Below are 18,215 nucleotides of genomic sequence, written 5' to 3' on the forward strand. Positions count from 1 at the left end.
TTTTATTTTTTTTCATATACAATAGCACCGTTTATAGTAATTTTACTGTCTGTTGCTTTTTCATTTTTATCACCGGTAACAACGAGTCGAAGTTCATGATCACCTTCAGGCAGCGTGACATTGTGATACAGGTAAGCAAAGGGATAGCCTTCCTGGTTGGCAAGCCAGTAATAGCAGTCAATGGTGCGGTCCAGCTCACCGTCGATGTAAATATCCGCCTTGCCATGGTCTTTATTCCAGGCTCCCTGCAAAAGAACGCCGGTGCCCGTGAATTCAAAAATTGCCTCCGCATTCTGTTCACCGGCCGTTTTTGTTGTTATTTATGTCATTTCGAAAAAGTTATCAAATGAGGCGGTCTCCCAATTGCCTTTCCAGGTCCACGACGGATCGGTGATAGCAGACTTGTAGGAGGCTTTTAAATCAGGAAACGAGACCTCAAGATCCTTGGGCGCTTTGGGCGGCTGGACGGCAATTTCCGCAACACCCTCTTGCACATTTCCGCCGTTTTCTTTGATCAGTTGCAACGCATAATCCAGCGTGTTATCAACCACTTTATTGAAAGAATAGTCGGTAAAAATAAACAGTGAATCCGCAATAGCCGGAATACCGCCCTTCCATTCTTCCGAAATACTTGAATACCCGTCGCGGATACCCAGAACCGCAGCAGCATTCGACGGGTTGCAGTCAGAATCCTGACCGCAGCGGATGGAAATCTCCATGGTTTTGCCAAAATCGCCCTGCCCGTAAAGCAGGCCCATGACAATATAGGCGCCGTTCAGTTTTGCATCGATATTAAAGGGATTCAAAGGCCCGCTGATATCCGTGTCTCCCCATCTTTCTTCCAGCTCCTGCCAGGCAGCCCGCCAGTCATCGGGATATGTTTCATAGAGATCAAGAGTATGCTGAATACATTGCGCATAGCCGCTTTCAGCCGGGATGGTTTTCAAAGCATTTTCAACAATGAGTTTGATATCCTTTTCAAAAAACGCTTCCGAATACAATCCGCATACAAACATGCCTCCGTACACACCATCGCCGTAATTCATGATATGCCCGATTTTGTCACAAAAGGCATTGGCCGTCTGCGGGAGTCCGGGACACATAAATCCGATAAAATCAGCCTCGATTTGAAAATCAATGGCGTCCGCCCAGATATTGTACTTGGGATGCCCGGACATGGGCGGCATAATACCGTCAAAATAGTTCTTGCGCGCCGTTACATTGGCGCACCAGAGCGGATACCCGGCATTGGCAAAGGATTCCGCAAATTTTTCCGCCGGTGCGTCCATTCCATGTTCATCCATAGTCATCATAAAGCTCATTTGTACGTACATGTCATCCTGCTCCAGCGCATTATTAATTTGTCCGTCATCCCACGCCAGTTCTTCATCATAAGTGGTTCCCCGGGCTCTGAATTCTGTGGGATAGCCATAAGTGACACCAATCATCTTTCCGGCCCATCCGCCTGCGATTTTGTCTTTCATCACATCCACCGGGATCGTCTTTACCTCCTGTTGTGAGCATTGCATCAACATCAGAGATAAGAGCATGAGCAAGATCATTGCGACCATTTTCTTCATTCTTTTCTCCTCTAATTTTTTGTTTTTATAAAATCTAAAATTCATTTTAAAGATTCCTTCTCACCGTTTTTATCAAAATAGGGATCATAACGCTCAAATTCATGGCCCCAAATATTTCTCAGCATGACCGCATACTGTACAGCCATGGAAATACTCATTTCTCTGCCCCAATAATCCTCTTCATGCACACCGGCTGACTGGCCATAGTGAAACGGAATATCATGCTCCATCAACAGCTGCATAAATTTATGCGCGGCCTCTATCAAATGATCTTTGGTTCCGCAATCAGGTAGATATGCGGCAGCTGTCTCTGGGTACCTGCAAAACCAGTTTAAACGGATCAACAGCATCAGCATCTTGCGGTTTGACAAAGATCTGACCGTTCGGGGTCCGCTCAGGTATGGTCGAATAGCCATCAATATCAATATTATTGTAACGCGTGACTGTGTCCTGTAAAGCCTTTTCCCATATCACCCAGGGATCTTTATCGTTTTCCAATAACTCCCGCTGACCGGCTGCCCAGGTCAGGGCACCACTGTGACTGGCAATTGAACAAAAAAGCTCGGGATGCGAAAGTCCCAGAGAAATCGCGCCGAATCCGCCCATGGAAATACCATTAATCGCTCTGCCTTTTCTGCTATCAATCGTGCGATAATGGCTGTCCACATAGTTGATGATATCCTGTGTCACATGATCCGCATAATTGTTGTGCTGACCGTCTGCGGAACGCGCCCAATTAACATACCAGGAATTGCCCACATCCACCATGACGACGATCATATCAAAACAATTCAGGTACTCGGGCACCCCCACATGCTCAAATTCATGATAATTTGAAGTCAATCCGTGGCAGAGATAAAGAACCGGATAGTCCATACCGGATTGATCGTAACCGCGAGGCAAAACGATATTGATATACATGTCACGCTGGAGAGATTCTGAATAAAAACTGATTTCCTTAACGGGCAGCGGTTCAGTCCCGATATGACCGGGAGATTCAGTTTTATCTGCAGCATGCAGGGGGATACACACCGCTATGAGAAATAAAATGATATTTAACCTTGCCGCATCATGAATCATACTGTTTTCCTCTCGCTGTTCATAATTTTCGGGACTCAACAGGCAAATCCTCACGGGGCTGCAGGGGAACAGCTTGTATCAAACTGCTTCCAGCCGGTGTTCACAATAACCTCATCCACCAGAATATCATCCTGCATCAATTTCACAATCACCTTGTACGGAAAATCAAGCTGCAATTCCGATATATCAACTTTTCCGGTATGACCCGGTATGATTTGTTGATTTTCTTCTAAAAAGGTCAGATTATCCACTGTATTGATATGCAGGGATGCATTTTCCACCGGCTGCCTGGCCGAAATGTCGAGTATTGTTCCCTTTGACTCGACCAGAAGATTGGAGGGTAGAGCCACAATACAGGACATAACATCTGTCGGTTCTTCAGGAAACGCCAGACAGGTCATTCCTTTAAAGTTTTGAGTGGGTATGGCCTTGTGATTCCAGACATCAACATAATGCCACGATTCAGGGTGGTCGACCGGCATGAACGGGCCAATCAGCCGATTGTCCAGGCTTCTGCTGATATGTTCACGGTCGAGCTGATATACCGGATACACACACTTGTTGTGCACAGGGAATTTATTGACATACACATCATCGCGAAAATCCCTGACCAGCGGAACCGGTGAGTCTGATAAATAGGCATCCCGGTTTTCGTGGATAATGCGATTGTAGCGTTTGATCATGATGCGCTCATTCCATGAATAGTTGTTGATTTCACCAAAAATATCCTCCCAGACAATAAATCCGGTGCCGTTAAACAGGGCATTGAGAATCAGCTCATCACGTTTTCGCGCACCGCGGTTGATATTGTGAACATTATGTTCCGGGATAATAAACCGGAGCAGATCCACATTCGGCATTCTGTTAGTGGCATTGCCCTGCTGGTTCCAGCTGCCGGTCACCAATTGTGCGGCATCCAGATCGGGGCGTCCTTCACTGACAAAGACATTATCAGGATTGACCGCGTCCAGTGCTTCTCGAAACATTTTATCCGATTCGTCCATGGTATCCAGAAACACACCGTCCGAGCCGATAGCTTTGGCAATTTTTGCTTCTTCTTTAAAATGGTTTTTATCCTTATTCATAATATCCCAGGGTTTGTAGGGAATAAACACCTGGACATCGCGTGCATGCGCTTTATCCACCAGTTCACGGACACCATTTAGGCCGCCGGGCAGATCCTCATACATCTCCCACTGATCGCGGCTGTCGATGCCCATACGCTGATAATCATGCCGAGAGCAGCATATAATCATATCCGCCGAAATTTGCTTCTCCTTCATCCAGGAACCGGTTCACGTCAAATACATTGTTTTCCGGGTCATAAATATCGTGTCCGTACAGAAATGTAAAGTGGGATATCAGACGCTGCCGGTATTTTTCCTGAACAGGACGTTTGTAAAACGTAAAATCAAAATTGGAACGAATATAGTCTTTGAACACACGGAATGCGGCATGCCAGTCTCCCCGATGCGGTGCGAATCGGCATGAAATTAACTCGGTTTGCTCTCCGGGACGTTGCGTCAATTCAAATATTTTTGATTTGAAATCTGCTTTATCCTCAAAGTCGAATTCCAGGGCTGAGGAAAGCACGTGAAAATAAAAACCCATATCTTTTTCCAGATTAAAAATATCAATGGGCATTTTCGGGTCGTAACTTTTGGTAAAATAAAAAATGTGATCATCTGCATTGTCGATACAGAAAAAGCTGTTCTGCGTCGGGATGAGATAATGCATATCTTCACCGTTGCCCAACTGCAATTTCTGGATAAACGGGAACGTCAGCAACGTGCGTTTGGTCAGCGGATCGCGATAGGCACGGCCGCCGGTTGCCGTGTTTTTGAGGCTCACGTTCCAGGACAATTCAGAGCCGGCTCCCAGCGTAAACGTGTGGGTGATGACAATCGGGTTTTCCACATAACTCGATTTCTGTACAATAACAACAGAGACCGATTCATCTGCTTTTAAAGTCTCTACAGTGAACAGCTGATACCCCACATCGTCAAGCCCCAGAGGATCGCGTGCCGACAGGACATTCAAAGGCGGATTTTTTTCAAAGATATCAGTACCCGTCGTTTTGTCGATACAGCCGGTTATTTGGATGCCCTTGTCCATGAGCAGAGTATATTGCACAGTTTCATTTTCGAATACAATCGTTCGCAAATTCTGCCTGTCCGGCAATAAACTCAGACGAGGGGCAGCTGAAATTTGACTCAAAAACATCAAAAAAATCAAAGAACCTAACCCAAATACTTTATATGGTCTCATTAAAAGTCCTCAAAAATTAAGTAATACTGTCTGATTCATTTAATCAATATCTTGTACACAACGAAAACCAATTGATGCACTCCGGTTTAATGCAGGTGTCATCAGCCAGAATTTCGCGCGCTGATAGGTTGTAATCGGGCCACCCTGCATATACCAGCGGCTGCCTTTTGCAAAAAAGTAACTGCCGCCACGGATCCAGCAAAAGAAATGATAACCATCGGATGAAAATGAATCTGTCCATTCCCACACATTACCTGCCATATCCATGCATCCGTAGGGACTGGCGCCTTTAGGATAACTGCCGACTGGCTTTGTAGCATCTGAATCCATATTCGCTTTATCAGGATCATAAATATTCCCCCAGGGCCAGTCAAGCCCATTCGGCCCCTGAGCTGCTTTTTGCCATTCAACCTCGGTGGGAAGTCTTTTCTCCGCCCACTCGGCGTAGGCCTGAGCGTCTTGAAGAGAAACCCATACAACCGGATGATCACCACGTCCGCGCGGGAACGTACCATTTTTCCAGTGCTTTAGAAAATTTTCCGGCCATTGAGGTTGATAACCCGTTGCATCAAGAAACCGTTTAAAGTCTTCATTTGTCACCTCGTTCTTGTCCATGTAAAAAGCAGGCACATCTACATCGCAACTGTACCTGTACCGCATACCCTGATCATCGACAATAAGCGAATCCAGGGTCAACCCTTCCCTCCAGCGGTATTCCACATGGTATAAAAACTCGCCGGCCTCCACAAACTGCATATTATCCGGTTGCGGGTATAAAATATGGTCCGGTGACAAGCAAAATAAAACAACCACACATAATAAAATCGACCGCATCTTTTCCTCCACAGTATCAGAGATCATTTATTCTATAACGAATTACTGATTCCAACCACAATCACTGCAGCAATCAACACAGCAATCCCGTGATAAAGCATTTTTTTTGCTTTGGGTGAAGCCTGCTTCCATTCGCCTCGCCAAATCCCCCAAAGATTTCCAATCACAATTGACAACGTGATGAACAGGGGCCAGCCCACGATCACACCCCATTGACCCAGTTTGGCTGTGCTCATACCATACAGATAAAAACTGCCAATCCACATAATGCCCATGAGGACTGCTAGAAATAAATTGCGCTTGGTTTCTTTATTAAAAAACAGACTGGTGGTTTTTCGCCGCAGCATCAAAAATACACAGTATGCAAAATTTACAGCAAAACCGATTGTATAGAAAAGCGCCCAGACCACATTGCCGGAAAACGTGTCAGATACACCGGACAACCGGGCCGCACGGATCACGTTGGTGCCAAAAGCCATTCCCACATTGGGGAGACAGGATAGAATTCCGGCGAATATCGCAATTAAAAGTCCGCTCGCAAACGCTTTGGCATCGACTTTGGATGCCGCGGATACAGGTGTTTTCCTGGCGCCTGCTCTGGAACACAAGACAATCCCTAAAACTGTCAATGCCATGCCGGCCAGCAGCACCAGACCTCTCGGCTGCAGCAATGTTTCAGGGAAAAATATGCTCATCGGGATAAGGGCACCAAGACTGGCGATGAGTCCCATAATAATCTGGATATCCGAGCGCCATGCCCAGTTTGTCCATACCCAGCCCGAAAAGTATGGCACCCACACCCCATCCGGCGCCAAACAAAATCAGTGTAATGATATCCTTGCTTTCAACGGATTGATAAATCGTCAAGATTTCAGGAATGAGCAAAAAGGCCAACAGCCAATTGAATATCAGCATTCCAAACAGGGAAAATGTGCCCCAGGAATGCTCCCATTCCCATTTTCTTGTCAATGTCATGGGAAGAACAAAAGAACCTTGAAAAAATCCTGCAATTAAGACCAACGAAAATCCTGCGATAAGCATCATGGCAAACTTCCTTTATATTATTGGCTGATCAAGATTTCTCTTATCCTCGTCTCCACCTCTTTGCGCCAGGGATAAGATTCGATGGTTTCACGCTTTTGAGTCGAGAGAGAAGCGGTGGTAATACCCATGGCAATGGCTTGTTCAATCGGCTTGTCTTCACTCAATCCCACAGCCAACCCGGCGTTAAACGCATCTCCTGCCCCCACACTGTCAACGACCTGTACGTTCAGAGCCGGGAACATTGAAACACCGCGATGACTGGCCCAGAGCACGCCGTTTTCACCCAAAGTCAGGATGATGTTTTCGGCTCCCAGGTCCAGCAAAGCCCCGGCAAGATCTGTATTGCTGATGGGATCATCCGGCTTTAATCCCAGACACACCCGGCCTTCGGTTTCGTTCGGCGTCAATGCAAAGACACTGCTCAGATCCTTATCCTGCATATTTACAGCAGGCGCCGGATTGAGAATACTTTTCGTATTATTTGCCCTGGCAATTCGCGCCGCTTCCAGAGCGGTATCCAGAGGAATTTCCAACGGTGAGATAATAACATCGGAAGATTCAATAATAGATTTATGCGCTTTTACATCAAAAGGCGAAAACTCATTATTGGCCGCGCTGTCTATAACAATCAGATTGGTGCCGCTTGCGCTGAAAACGATAAATCCGACTGCGGTGGGTAACGTATCAGAATACAGCACGCCTTCACTGCTGACATGTTCCGATTGCAGCAAGTCCAGGAACTGCCGGCCAAAGTTATCTCTGCCGATTTTACCCATAAATGTTGTATCCGCGTCGAGACGAGCTGCGCAGGCCGCCATATTCGATCCTTTGCCGCCGTGCGTCATATGATAATTCCGTCCCATTACAGTCTCGCCTTCCACGGGGATTCGATCCGTATCAATCACAAGAGCAACAATATAGCTGCCGACAACGGTTACTTTGCCCATCACTCTGCCTTTCTGTTGAAAAAGCCGTTCATATTTCAATCTTTTTTCTAATCATATCACGCCATACATGGCCAGTATGTTTTCCACAGGGGTATCTGCCTGCAAATGATGCGACCCGGCCAGTATATAGCCGCCGTGTTCGCCCAATAGACTGGCTGTCTTTTCTACTTTATCCTTAACCTGCTCCGGTGTGGCCCTGGGCAGGAATTGCTGTACATCGATTCCGCCATGGAATGAGATGCGGCCGCCGAATTCTTTTGCCAGTTTTTCGGGATGCATATCCCGGGCTGAAGGCTGGATTGGATTCAGTATCTTTAATCCCATATCAACAAACGATTCAATCAAGGGATAAATTGAACCGCAGCAATGCATCATGGTCGGCTTGTTATATTGTGATGCAATATCAATGACCTTTTGATGATATGGCTGTATAAACTCCATATACAAATCCGGACCAATGAGCAGGCTCTGCTGAGAAGCGACATCATCATAAAAATAGACAATATCAATCTTATTCCCTGCTGTATCCAGTACCCGTTTCAGATTCTCAAGATGGACCACAGCAATTCTGTCAAGGACATATCGAACCATATCCGGATTCAGCATCAAATCCAGCTGGAATTTTTCAAACCCATAGAGAGACCAGGCTGTCTCAAAAAAAGACCCCAGACGATAGCGGATATTATAGATTGCGTGATCATTGAGGTCATCGATATATGCATTCAAGGTACTAAAATCCCACCAATCCGGCTCCGGCCATTTGTATGTTTTCAAATCATCAACACTCTGTGCATTCTGCAACGGATAAGAAGCAAACTCGTCCAATTCGCCAAAAGGCGTCTTGACCTTTTTGCGATGCGCGCCCCAGATATCGCGATTGCTGCCGTCAGGCTCCATCTTGCGCCACATACCGCTTAGAGAAGAACGTTCCTGCGAAGCTGTCATATCCACAACAGATGTCTGATCCACATCGGGATGATGACAAAAATTATCATAATAGACAATCCGGCAGTCAACACCCAATTTTTCCAGAATCACTTTACGGTCCTGCGTCGAAAAATATTCTCCCAGTTTCTGCCATACTTCCGGAACCGCTGCAAAATCTTTGGGCATTCTGTCCGGTCTCCGATGATTAATCGCCTGGTTTACTCTATCTTTATGCGATGTATCCTGACCTACCATAATACTATTCTTTCTGTTTTTGTAAAGCCGCACTCGTCAGATCGTTAAAAAAGCTTTTATAAAGGATTCCGGTTTTCATTTTAACCTCGATAGCAAACAGGGCGACAGTGAACAGAATGTTCAGCATCAGTCTGTTCTGTGCAGGCTATTATTAAAATTCCACTCTATATGGTTTATCACGGTAAACCAGCACATTACCAAGAGCAATGACTGCCTGATCAGTGGGATTCAGAACCTTTAACCTCACCTCATGTGCTTGCATGGGTAACTGATATTTCCAGAACAGATAAAATCTGCGTGTGGTAAAATTGGTCGGCAGTGATACTGTATCATCAAGTTCACCGTCAATATACACCTCAACATCAAAGGTATAATTGTTTTCGCCTTTTTTGACCGCCTCACCCGTTACCACAAATCCTTTGCCGTTGAATTTGAATGTTGTCTCATCCTCAAGGTCTTTTTTCAGATCAATCTTTTTGCGTGGATAATGCCCTTCAAACGCCACTTCAAGCGGCACAGTTTCGGGAGGCTGGTATGGAATAGTTACTTTGCTCTCATCCATATCACCGCCGTTTCTCTCGATCACACTCAACGCATGTTTGTACGACAACTCGTAAGCTTTATTCAGGGAAATCGTCGTATATTTAAAATCAATATCTTCAACCTCATCAAGACCCTGTTTCCAAAACTCCGGGATGTTATCATATCCGGTAACCGTTGCCAGTATACCGCCTGCAGTCGCCGGATTGCAGTCAGCATCATCGCCGCAGCGTCCGGAAATTTCAAATGTCTTTGTAAAATCACCATCACCATAAAGCAATCCCATGACAACCCAGGCTGCATTAATCTTTGCATCGATGTTAAAAGGCTCAAACACACCAAAGGGCGATCCGATATCCTGAGACCATTTACGATGCACCTTGAACCAGGTGTCTTTCCAGTCATCCGGATTTTCTTTATGCCATGCAATGACATCGCTGATGGTCTGAGCAAATTTGCTTTCAGGTGGAATGGTCTTGAGAGCCTCCTCCACAATGAATTCGATATCATCAGAAACAAACGCCAGAGAATACATGGCAGCCACGTACACACCGCCATACCAGCCGTCGCCGTAATTCATTATATGTCCGACCTTGTCACAAATCTCCGAGGCTGCATTGACCATACCGGGACACATAATTCCGGCAAAATCAGCTTCGATCTGAAAATCAATGTCATCCGCACAGGGATTGTTCAGCCAGTGTCCGGACTCGGGAGGTTTTATTCCGTTTAGCACGTTATTACGAGCGACCTGGTTGGCAAACCATAACTTGTAATCCGCATTCGCGAATGCATCAGCGAACGCTTGCGCCGGGGCATCAAGCCCCTGATCTTCAAATACCTGAACAAAGGTCAAATCCATATAAATATCATCATACAATCCCGGCCACTCGTCAAACGTTTTTTTCAGGTAACCATCGTACCAGGGCACCTCTTTATAATCAGGTACCATTGTACTGTTGTAGACAAATTCAAGAGGTCCGCCAAAGGTAACACCGATGGTTTGCGCTGCCCATGCACCTTTAATTTTGTCCTGAAGCTCCTCTTTTGTCAGTGTAATCATTTTGTTCGGCTGATCAAAAGGGGGCGGAAATCCCCATATTTGAAGGGTTAGGCAAATAATCATCAAAAATGCCAGACTCCCTGTGGTTGAACGTTTCATTATTCCTCCGTATCGTTATAAATCTATTAAATTAAAACACAGACTTTTTGTATTAGGATCATATTTTTCGCCCGTTAGCCCGGTTCATTTTCATTCAAGCCTACTCTATGTTTATGGTGCAAGGGTCATCAGGCGTTCGATTTCTTCTTCAATCTGTTTATCATCTTTGGGCGCGGCATATCCTCTGTGACCTTTTTTAAACTTCCAGGTGTATCCGTTGCTCAGACTCCCTCCACCTTTCCATTTTTCATCGTAATACTCAGTCCCATATACAGCATAAAGTACAGCTACCTGATCCCAGCTGGAGCGGCCCACGTCGGGTCCCTGTTTCCATTCCAGTTCGTATGCACGTCTGACGGGATTGCTTACCGGCGTGATGGCAGTCAAAGTTTCACCCGTTATCATCTTTCCACCCACCTGGGTGGTAACCAGAGTACCCGGCCAGGTTTCAAGTACATATTGAGTCTGATCCACAAGGCCATGCCGGGTAAAGTTAAAACCGTCATTATGTAGACCACCCATTGCAACCAGCAGTTTGACTTTCTTTTCCACCAGGGCATAACCCTCCGGATCATTTAACAGGTCATACAAGTTATTGAGAAAACCAACACTGATAATAACAACCGAGTTGTCAGCCTGATTTTTCAGTATATGTTTATATACCGCTATCGCACAGCCTACAATATTATCAAACGGATCATGTGGCATATCATCAACGTCAAAGTTACGCTCGTGGCTAAAGTAATCGGATGGATTCGGATCTTTAAAATCATTCGCGTAATTCTTGTAAATACCAATGGGGATGTTACCACGGTGGTAATAAGTATTGATGGCATCGATCACAGACGGCCCCAACGGATGTACTTCATTATAGCAAACGCCCAACAGGTTTACCTTGCTCTCGGTTTGCAGGCCATGTAACACGGCCAGCGCCCCAGCGTCATCCACATCCAGAGTCAGGTCTGTATCGAAAATCACGGGGATGCCGGCAACGTTTTTTTCTACTGGCTCTGCAGTTTCAGAATAAAAACCAGTGTCCGCATGTACAAGACAGCTATGAATAGCGACAATAGCGAATGCAATTAAACCTATTTTCAAATTCGCGTTTCCTGAATTGACATTGAATATTGCTTTGCGATACAGATATGTCATAGACCTCCTCACACAACCGTCCATTGTATCGGGCTGTTTTCAAGATGCTGCCATAAATCAAAGAGAAACTAAATATAGGCTGCCCGGAAAACAATACCGGGCAGCCTGCTGCAAAACCAAAGGTGCCTAGTCCATTGCAAATCCGACACTGAACATGTGAACAGTATCCAGGCGGCCGTAATCGAGATAAGCATAATCGATACGTCCACTCATACCGCCCATATAAAAGTGAACACCGCCGCCGAGAGTCAGGCCCTGTTCATCATAGTTGAATTTGTATCCACCACGAATCGAAAGAACCTTCATGAGTTTATATTCCAGTGCGGCATGAACCCGCTCAGGCCCATCATTCGGATGCACACCTTCCAGGTAGACTGAAAGTTCATGCGGATTATCTTCACTCGCCGGGATGGGATCGAACCCGATGCCGAGTCTGAAATTGATCGGCATCCGCACACTCTGCGGCACACCGTAAAGCTCATTAAAGCCCGCAAATTCAGTATCCGGTCCAAAATTTCGCGCTACCATGGAGAGCCGCAGCGACTTGAAACCTGTCCGATAATAGAGGCCAAAATCGGTATTCCAGTTTTTTACCTCAGTATCGGCAAGATTTTCTTCGATATAGCTGACATTTCCACCAATGGAAAGCCTGTCTGTTACATTTCTGGCATAAGCCAGACCGATCATGACATCGCCGGCTGTAAATGTCCCCAGATCACCGCTGCGTTCGGTAGACCCGAGAAATTCATTATAGACATTTTGGGTTCGAACCATTTCACCAATATCAAGATTAGCGAAAAACACACCAAAGTTGCCCCAGGCACCGAAATTTTTAGCCAGGGCAGCGGTCATATAGGAAATATCGGCTATGTAATTGATTTGTGTAAAACTTGCATCCAGATTTTCAACTTCCGCCATGTTGGCCGGATTGTTAAAAATGGCTGATGCATCATTATGAATCAGGCCGCTCTTTACATCTGCCATAGCCGCAGTTCTGGCGGTGGTTGGAAGATGTAAAAACTGCCAGCCGGTTTGCCCCACTCGATTAAAATCAGGTGGGTCAATGCCCGCCATGGGATCTCTTGGTGTTTGAGCGGATAAAGACCAAGTGAATAATAATAATATCAAAACAGCAAAATAGAATTTTATCTTCATCGTTCATTCCTCCGATTTTCAGGGAAAGGCTCCTTTTATTTGATAATCACGAATTTGCCAATCTTTTCTTCACCCTCATGACCGGGCACATGCGATTCAACGTGAAACAGATACGGTCCGGGAGCTACGAACTGCAGGTATTTATTTACCTGATAGTCACCCAGAACTCTGGACCCCCAGGGTTCATCGCCGCTGCCGTCATCATGTTCAATGGTACGGATGTGTTCACCCGCCAGTGTATAGATGCGGATGGTGCAGATAGAGGGTACATTGACAAACTCGATACGGTTGCCTTCCCCTTCTCCGGTGAGCTGACTGTGCTGAATAAATGGATTGGGATATACGCGTATGTCATCCATATTATCACTGGGATCAGTCTGCGGATAGACAGGGTCGGAATTTGCGTTCACAAGCCCACTTTCCAATGACGGTACCTCGGTCATTGTCGGATCATGCGGCCAGGGTTCATCATGTCCGGTATCGTAAGTGGTGACACCGTAATAATAACCGACACCCAGCTGAAGACCATCATCGTTAAACGTGACAAGACCGTCTTCTATCTCCACATCGGCTAATGGAATGTCTTCCACCAGTTGCCAGGGTCCTACGTTTCGGAAAGAAGAACGATAGACCCGATAACCGGCCAGATCATTGACGTTAAAATCAGGATCGACATAGGTATCCGGGACTTGAGGCCATTGTACTTTCATGCCCAACGGCTGAGGTGTTAATACCAGCGTGTTCATACCGTTTGTCGGGGTCGGAGGCGGATCCGGGCATTCATAATCACGGCTGTACAATTCCTGTGCAGCGGCAATGTGTTTCCACAAACTATCAGCGCCGTCCGGCAGATGAGCTTCATTCTCCACGCCGCCTTCTGCAACCCGTTCAAAGTCCATCATACCGCAGGCGACAACCATGACAAATTTGAGTTCCTCTCCGGGAGGAAGATCATAAGGCCCGGTGGTGTAAAGGTAATCAATTTCTCGTTCATACCGGGTGCGTTCAGCTATGTCAAGCCCCAGACGAGCGGCTTCTGCGTCAAGCGGCGTACCATCTTCAGCAGTCGGTGGTAAGGGCTGATCATATTCCAGTGACGCCAGGATGTAGCTATCCGGATCGAAATCGACTTCCGGATTGTCATTCATGGGATCCGGCTGAACACGATTCGATTCCTGGTTCAGATTGTTTTTATCGACAATGTTCATATGGTCGCGTTCTGTAGGATCCGACTTTTCCGGTTTATCCAGCCAATAGTACGTAAAATACTGGGGAGCCCGGAATTCATGGTTAATCGAAGCCGGCGCAAAAATATCAGCCGGTTCCGCCTTGTCGCTTTGAGTCAGACCGTATGTCTGAGTCACCGGATTTCCTTCAGTATCCCATAACACATCATCATGAAAATAGAATGCTTCATGTTCAATGGACCACTCGTATTGATCATCATCTCTCCATCCGCCCGCAATCGGATTTGCGATATTAATTTCTGCAGTAGGAGAAAAACGAAAGTTGGTTATGTCATGATCACCGGTATTTTTCAAAGTATACTCGTAAATAATAAAGTCATCATATTTCGGATAACTCCACGACATCGCTTTGAAATGCATCTCTACACCATACTCGACGATAAGACATGAACCTGTGACCATTTCCTCTGCTTTCACGGAAGGATCCTGCATATTGTGATTCGTAATCAGCTGGGAATCCTCCATAGGTGAAATATAAGTCGGATTGGGATCATAGGTCATCGTCACACGGAACGGGGTACCCGCTCCATCCACATTAGCCCATGCCATCCAGCCCGAGTGTTCACACATACCATAGTGGTCATTCAGATTGGCGCCCAGTACATGTCCGGGATAATCGAACTTGTAGTATTCTTCACCACTCAACGTAGGCTGACCTACGGCGGATGTATTCCAGATTCTGGCCCATAATTTGGATCGGGTCAATTCTTTGTAATTGAATCCTGCTCCATAAACCTGTGTGAACAAGAGTACAATTAACAAAATGACCGTTGCGAAATATTTTGTTATTCGAATTTTCATTGAATATCTCCTATCATAATAACCAATCAATTAACGTCATAGAGAGTGTCGGCATGAGGGGTATCAAAATTCAAGGCTTAGATTAAAATACACCATCCGTTTTGGATTACTGATAGAATTGTAAAACCGCCAAACAGCTTCTTCTTCAGAACGCCAATCCTTCGGTACTTGTTGGTTTTCTTCCCAGGCATCCAATTCTTCACCGCCCAGCAGCAATCTGTCATAGTTATTAAACAGATTAAAAATTTCCACGCCAATGACCGGTGTGACAGCACCAAGAGGAAACCGTTTTACAAATTTCAAATCAGTGCGATTGTGGGGATACCAGCGTCTGTTGTTCGGTTTTTTCAACCCTGTAAAATCCTTGGGATACCAGGTGTATTCAGGACCGGAAAAGTATTCATGGTACAGACCCACCGAAATATCACCTAAAATACCGTTCACCCATTCACCGGGTGTTACATAATTGACCTGCCCTTTGAGCACAATATTGCTCAGCCAGGTTGTTTTCCGTTCGTCATAGGTATGAGGTTGATTTGCCCGATCTGCATTTTCGTAATACCAGCTGTAGCCGGCAGCACCACCAGAGCTCAATCCATAATCAAAGGTTAAACTGGCTGACCAGCGTTGATTAAAGAGTTTATCAGCAGTGAGTTCAATACCTCGTATATCCTTGTAAGCATTATTGGTATAAAAGATATTATCATGACCGTCATTGGCAATATTTCTGGAATGGGAGAATGTTGTAAAATTACCAGAGCCCCAGCCGGTAGAAGCAAAACCGCCGCCCGATCGATTGTATGAACTGTTGTGTGAAAAGCGGGTTAAACGGCTGGCATCTTTATAATATGCTGTGGCCGCAATTCGAAATATATCAAAAAAGTTTTGATCATATCCGATTTCATACTGGATGGTTCTTTCATAATCAAGTCCGGGATGACCATAATATCCCTGCCATTGATCCATACGCACAGAAGCCAAGGGAGCACTTTCATACCAGCTGGTTGGAAAACCCAATACTTTTGCCCAGGAGGGACGCTGATAAAAATGGCCGTAATTAAAGCGCAACTTGGATTCTTCCGTAATCGGGAATGACAATCCCAGACGCGGAGCGAGTGCAAACTTCCACTCAGAATTCACTGTCATCTTGTCATTGCGCTGCCCATCGAATGCTCCCATATAATCACTGCTCACACCCGGAATATAGGCAAACCACTCTTTCTTTTCCATATAGGACTGCCAGATGGGAGCCGTATTGGATGGCGCGCCGTCTCCGCCGTTGTGTTCCTGAAAAGCGAGCGGATCATAAATGCTCTCGGCATATTTATGCATGGCATTAAATGCATCCATGCGCAAACCGATATTAACAATCAGGCCTTCATACTCCATTTTATCCTGGATATACATTGCCCCTTCCATAGGCGTGCCGTCGAACACATTATCCAGATGCCATACATCGCCGGCAGGAAACTCCATGTAATAATGCTCGTAATTCACATCATAAAATTTGAACTGAGCGCCACCTTTGATTTGATGAGCTTTATGAATCTGACTCGTCATATCAGCGCGTGCATTGAACACCTTGCTGTTACTGTAGTTATTCACCTGAATCTGCCGGGCTTCCAGTCGGAAATTACCGGAGAGATCAAACCAACTGTCGCCCCAGCCCATTTGCTCGGTTGATGTTTCAAGTTTTGAATAATCCTGCAATTCAGTCATATCATCAGCCAGGTAGGTAAAACTGCACGGTGTAAAATGTAGCCGGACTCAGCGTATGCTGCCATTTCAACGTTGCCATATTAATTGTTTTTTCCTGAGGTCCTTTTAACCAATAACCGCCCCAGGGAGCATAAGCTTTGTTGTCATAGGGAGAGCGTACATCCGCATTCGGTTGCCAGCGCGCTTCCTGAGAAGATTCCATATTATTCCAATTGCTCTCGGTATAGGTCGCACTTTTATACCATCCTCTGAGCACATTCAGCGTAAGCTTTTTGTTCGAGGAAAAATAATAGTTTAATTTTGCCTGTGCGTTGTACTCTGGATTGTAAGCGTGAGCCTGCGGGAAAATATTAACACCGCGTTTATAGCGTCCGGTAAGCAACAGTGTAAAATTCTCCGTCAAGGCGCCGTAAAGTGTGCCTTCAATTTCATGCTCGGCACGTTCGGTATAGTCGCCTAACACATCATCGGGTGTGATCTGTTCTCTGTACGTGTCCAGCAATTGATCCGCAGAGGGCACGGTTTCGCCATCCCAACCGTAGAAACGCTTGAAATAATTGGCGTAATTCTGACGTTGTGCCGGGTCCTCCAATGTACCTTCCCAGTATTCTTTGTCAAAATTTGTATATTTCCACAAATCATCACTGTACATATTGGGGCCCCAGTGATACTGACCAGCGGGTCGCATACGATAATTGAATTTACCATGAAAATTTTGCTTTTGCCGGGAAGCTTCTTTAGTGACAACATTAACAACACCGGACATCGCATTACCATATTCAGCATTGAACCCGCCTGTCATCACTTTAACTTCCTGCATGGCCGTTGTGTTTAATCGTTGCCAGTTATCAGATAAAAGCCCACTGTTTAAAGAAGCACCGTCAACCTTGTAATTCACCTCCGAGGCCAGGCCGCCGCGAAAATAAGTGGTTTCACCGGTATTATAAACACCCACTTTTTGACTCAAGGCGCCACTTAAATCAGCAATTGGAGCTCTCTCAATGTAGCCGGCATCCATAATCTCCTGACTGCCTGTAATATCTTTATCAACCACAGGACGCTCAGAAACAATGGATATTTGTTGGCCTTCGATTACAGTGGGCTCTAATTCAAAATCAATCGTTGTTGTCTGATCCACAGCAACTCTAACATTTGTTTTTGTGACAACGGTATATCCCATCATCGTCGCACGCACCGCATAGATTCCCGGCTGCACATTAATGATGAAATACTCACCTTCCAAATCCGTCGCAGCCCCCATTTTTGTTCCTTCGATAACGACATTGGCACCCGGTAAAGGTTCTTGTGTATTTTTATCAATCACCTTTCCGGCAATTTTACCTGTGGTCGCCGCATAATTATCCAGCGGAAAAACAGTCAACACAAGTATGCCAATCCACACCATTAAAAGGAGCAAACGTTTTTTACGCATGTCCAATCCTCCTTGGTTGTTGGTTAAAAAGAAATGTTCTGCCAGCAGATAGCTGCCTGTAATTATCTGCCG

The 18,215-nt window shown here is 45.7% G+C and carries 17 protein-coding genes; all 17 read right to left on the reverse strand.

The features are described 5' to 3' along the window. Positions 1 to 2 precede the first annotated feature (2 nt). Positions 3 to 251, reverse strand: coding sequence for a hypothetical protein (locus tag U5R06_15845; GenBank protein MDZ7724229.1), 249 nt, complete (start codon positions 249 to 251; stop codon positions 3 to 5). Positions 252 to 320: 69 nt separating this feature from the next. Then, complete coding sequence (locus U5R06_15850) at positions 321 to 1,580, reverse strand: ADP-ribosylglycohydrolase family protein (GenBank protein MDZ7724230.1); 1,260 nt, start codon at positions 1,578 to 1,580, stop codon at positions 321 to 323. Positions 1,581 to 1,621: 41 nt separating this feature from the next. Further along, a complete protein-coding gene (locus U5R06_15855) occupies positions 1,622 to 1,822 on the reverse strand; it encodes a hypothetical protein (GenBank protein MDZ7724231.1) in 201 nt (66 codons plus the stop codon). Positions 1,823 to 1,865: 43 nt separating this feature from the next. Next, positions 1,866 to 2,699 carry an alpha/beta hydrolase-fold protein gene (locus tag U5R06_15860; protein MDZ7724232.1) on the reverse strand — a complete coding sequence of 278 codons (834 nt, stop codon included), beginning with the start codon at positions 2,697 to 2,699 and terminating at the stop codon, positions 1,866 to 1,868. Between the two features lie 11 nt (positions 2,700 to 2,710). Then, positions 2,711 to 3,943: a hypothetical protein gene (locus U5R06_15865; protein MDZ7724233.1), complete on the reverse strand. Its 1,233-nt coding sequence runs from the start codon at positions 3,941 to 3,943 to the stop codon at positions 2,711 to 2,713. Continuing rightward, a complete protein-coding gene (locus tag U5R06_15870; GenBank protein MDZ7724234.1) occupies positions 3,891 to 4,823 on the reverse strand; it encodes a hypothetical protein in 933 nt (310 codons plus the stop codon). The genes U5R06_15865 and U5R06_15870 overlap by 53 nt, the downstream gene beginning before the upstream one ends. Positions 4,824 to 4,967: 144 nt before the next feature. Beyond that, positions 4,968 to 5,762 (reverse strand): SUMF1/EgtB/PvdO family nonheme iron enzyme, encoded by a 795-nt coding sequence (locus U5R06_15875; GenBank protein MDZ7724235.1) that lies wholly within the window; start codon positions 5,760 to 5,762, stop codon positions 4,968 to 4,970. Positions 5,763 to 5,794: 32 nt separating this feature from the next. Beyond that, on the reverse strand, positions 5,795 to 6,457 hold the full coding sequence (locus tag U5R06_15880) for an L-rhamnose/proton symporter RhaT (GenBank protein ID MDZ7724236.1): 663 nt from the start codon (positions 6,455 to 6,457) through the stop codon (positions 5,795 to 5,797). Further along, positions 6,438 to 6,806 carry an L-rhamnose/proton symporter RhaT gene (locus tag U5R06_15885; GenBank protein MDZ7724237.1) on the reverse strand — a complete coding sequence of 123 codons (369 nt, stop codon included), beginning with the start codon at positions 6,804 to 6,806 and terminating at the stop codon, positions 6,438 to 6,440. The genes U5R06_15880 and U5R06_15885 overlap by 20 nt, the downstream gene beginning before the upstream one ends. Before the next feature lie 17 nt (positions 6,807 to 6,823). Then, a complete protein-coding gene (locus tag U5R06_15890) occupies positions 6,824 to 7,753 on the reverse strand; it encodes a ribokinase (protein MDZ7724238.1) in 930 nt (309 codons plus the stop codon). Positions 7,754 to 7,804: 51 nt separating this feature from the next. Further along, positions 7,805 to 8,935 carry a uroporphyrinogen decarboxylase family protein gene (locus tag U5R06_15895; GenBank protein ID MDZ7724239.1) on the reverse strand — a complete coding sequence of 377 codons (1,131 nt, stop codon included), beginning with the start codon at positions 8,933 to 8,935 and terminating at the stop codon, positions 7,805 to 7,807. Between the two features lie 151 nt (positions 8,936 to 9,086). Next, positions 9,087 to 10,538: an ADP-ribosylglycohydrolase family protein gene (locus tag U5R06_15900; GenBank protein MDZ7724240.1), complete on the reverse strand. Its 1,452-nt coding sequence runs from the start codon at positions 10,536 to 10,538 to the stop codon at positions 9,087 to 9,089. A gap of 210 nt (positions 10,539 to 10,748) precedes the next feature. Next, positions 10,749 to 11,789, reverse strand: coding sequence for a hypothetical protein (locus U5R06_15905; GenBank protein MDZ7724241.1), 1,041 nt, complete (start codon positions 11,787 to 11,789; stop codon positions 10,749 to 10,751). A 126-nt stretch (positions 11,790 to 11,915) separates the two neighbouring features. Then, complete coding sequence (locus U5R06_15910; GenBank protein ID MDZ7724242.1) at positions 11,916 to 12,944, reverse strand: PorV/PorQ family protein; 1,029 nt, start codon at positions 12,942 to 12,944, stop codon at positions 11,916 to 11,918. Positions 12,945 to 12,979: 35 nt separating this feature from the next. Continuing rightward, entirely contained in the window at positions 12,980 to 14,992 is a 2,013-nt protein-coding gene (locus U5R06_15915; GenBank protein MDZ7724243.1) for a hypothetical protein, read from the reverse strand. 63 nt (positions 14,993 to 15,055) lie between these two features. After that, positions 15,056 to 16,711, reverse strand: a complete 1,656-nt coding sequence (locus U5R06_15920) for a hypothetical protein (GenBank protein ID MDZ7724244.1) — start codon at positions 16,709 to 16,711, stop codon at positions 15,056 to 15,058. Positions 16,712 to 16,715: 4 nt separating this feature from the next. Then, a complete protein-coding gene (locus tag U5R06_15925) occupies positions 16,716 to 18,143 on the reverse strand; it encodes a carboxypeptidase-like regulatory domain-containing protein (protein MDZ7724245.1) in 1,428 nt (475 codons plus the stop codon). Between the last annotated feature and the right edge of the window lie 72 nt (positions 18,144 to 18,215).

It is taken from the genome of candidate division KSB1 bacterium (assembly GCA_034521575.1).
Classification (GTDB): domain Bacteria; phylum Zhuqueibacterota; class Zhuqueibacteria; order Residuimicrobiales; family Krinioviventaceae; genus JAXHMJ01.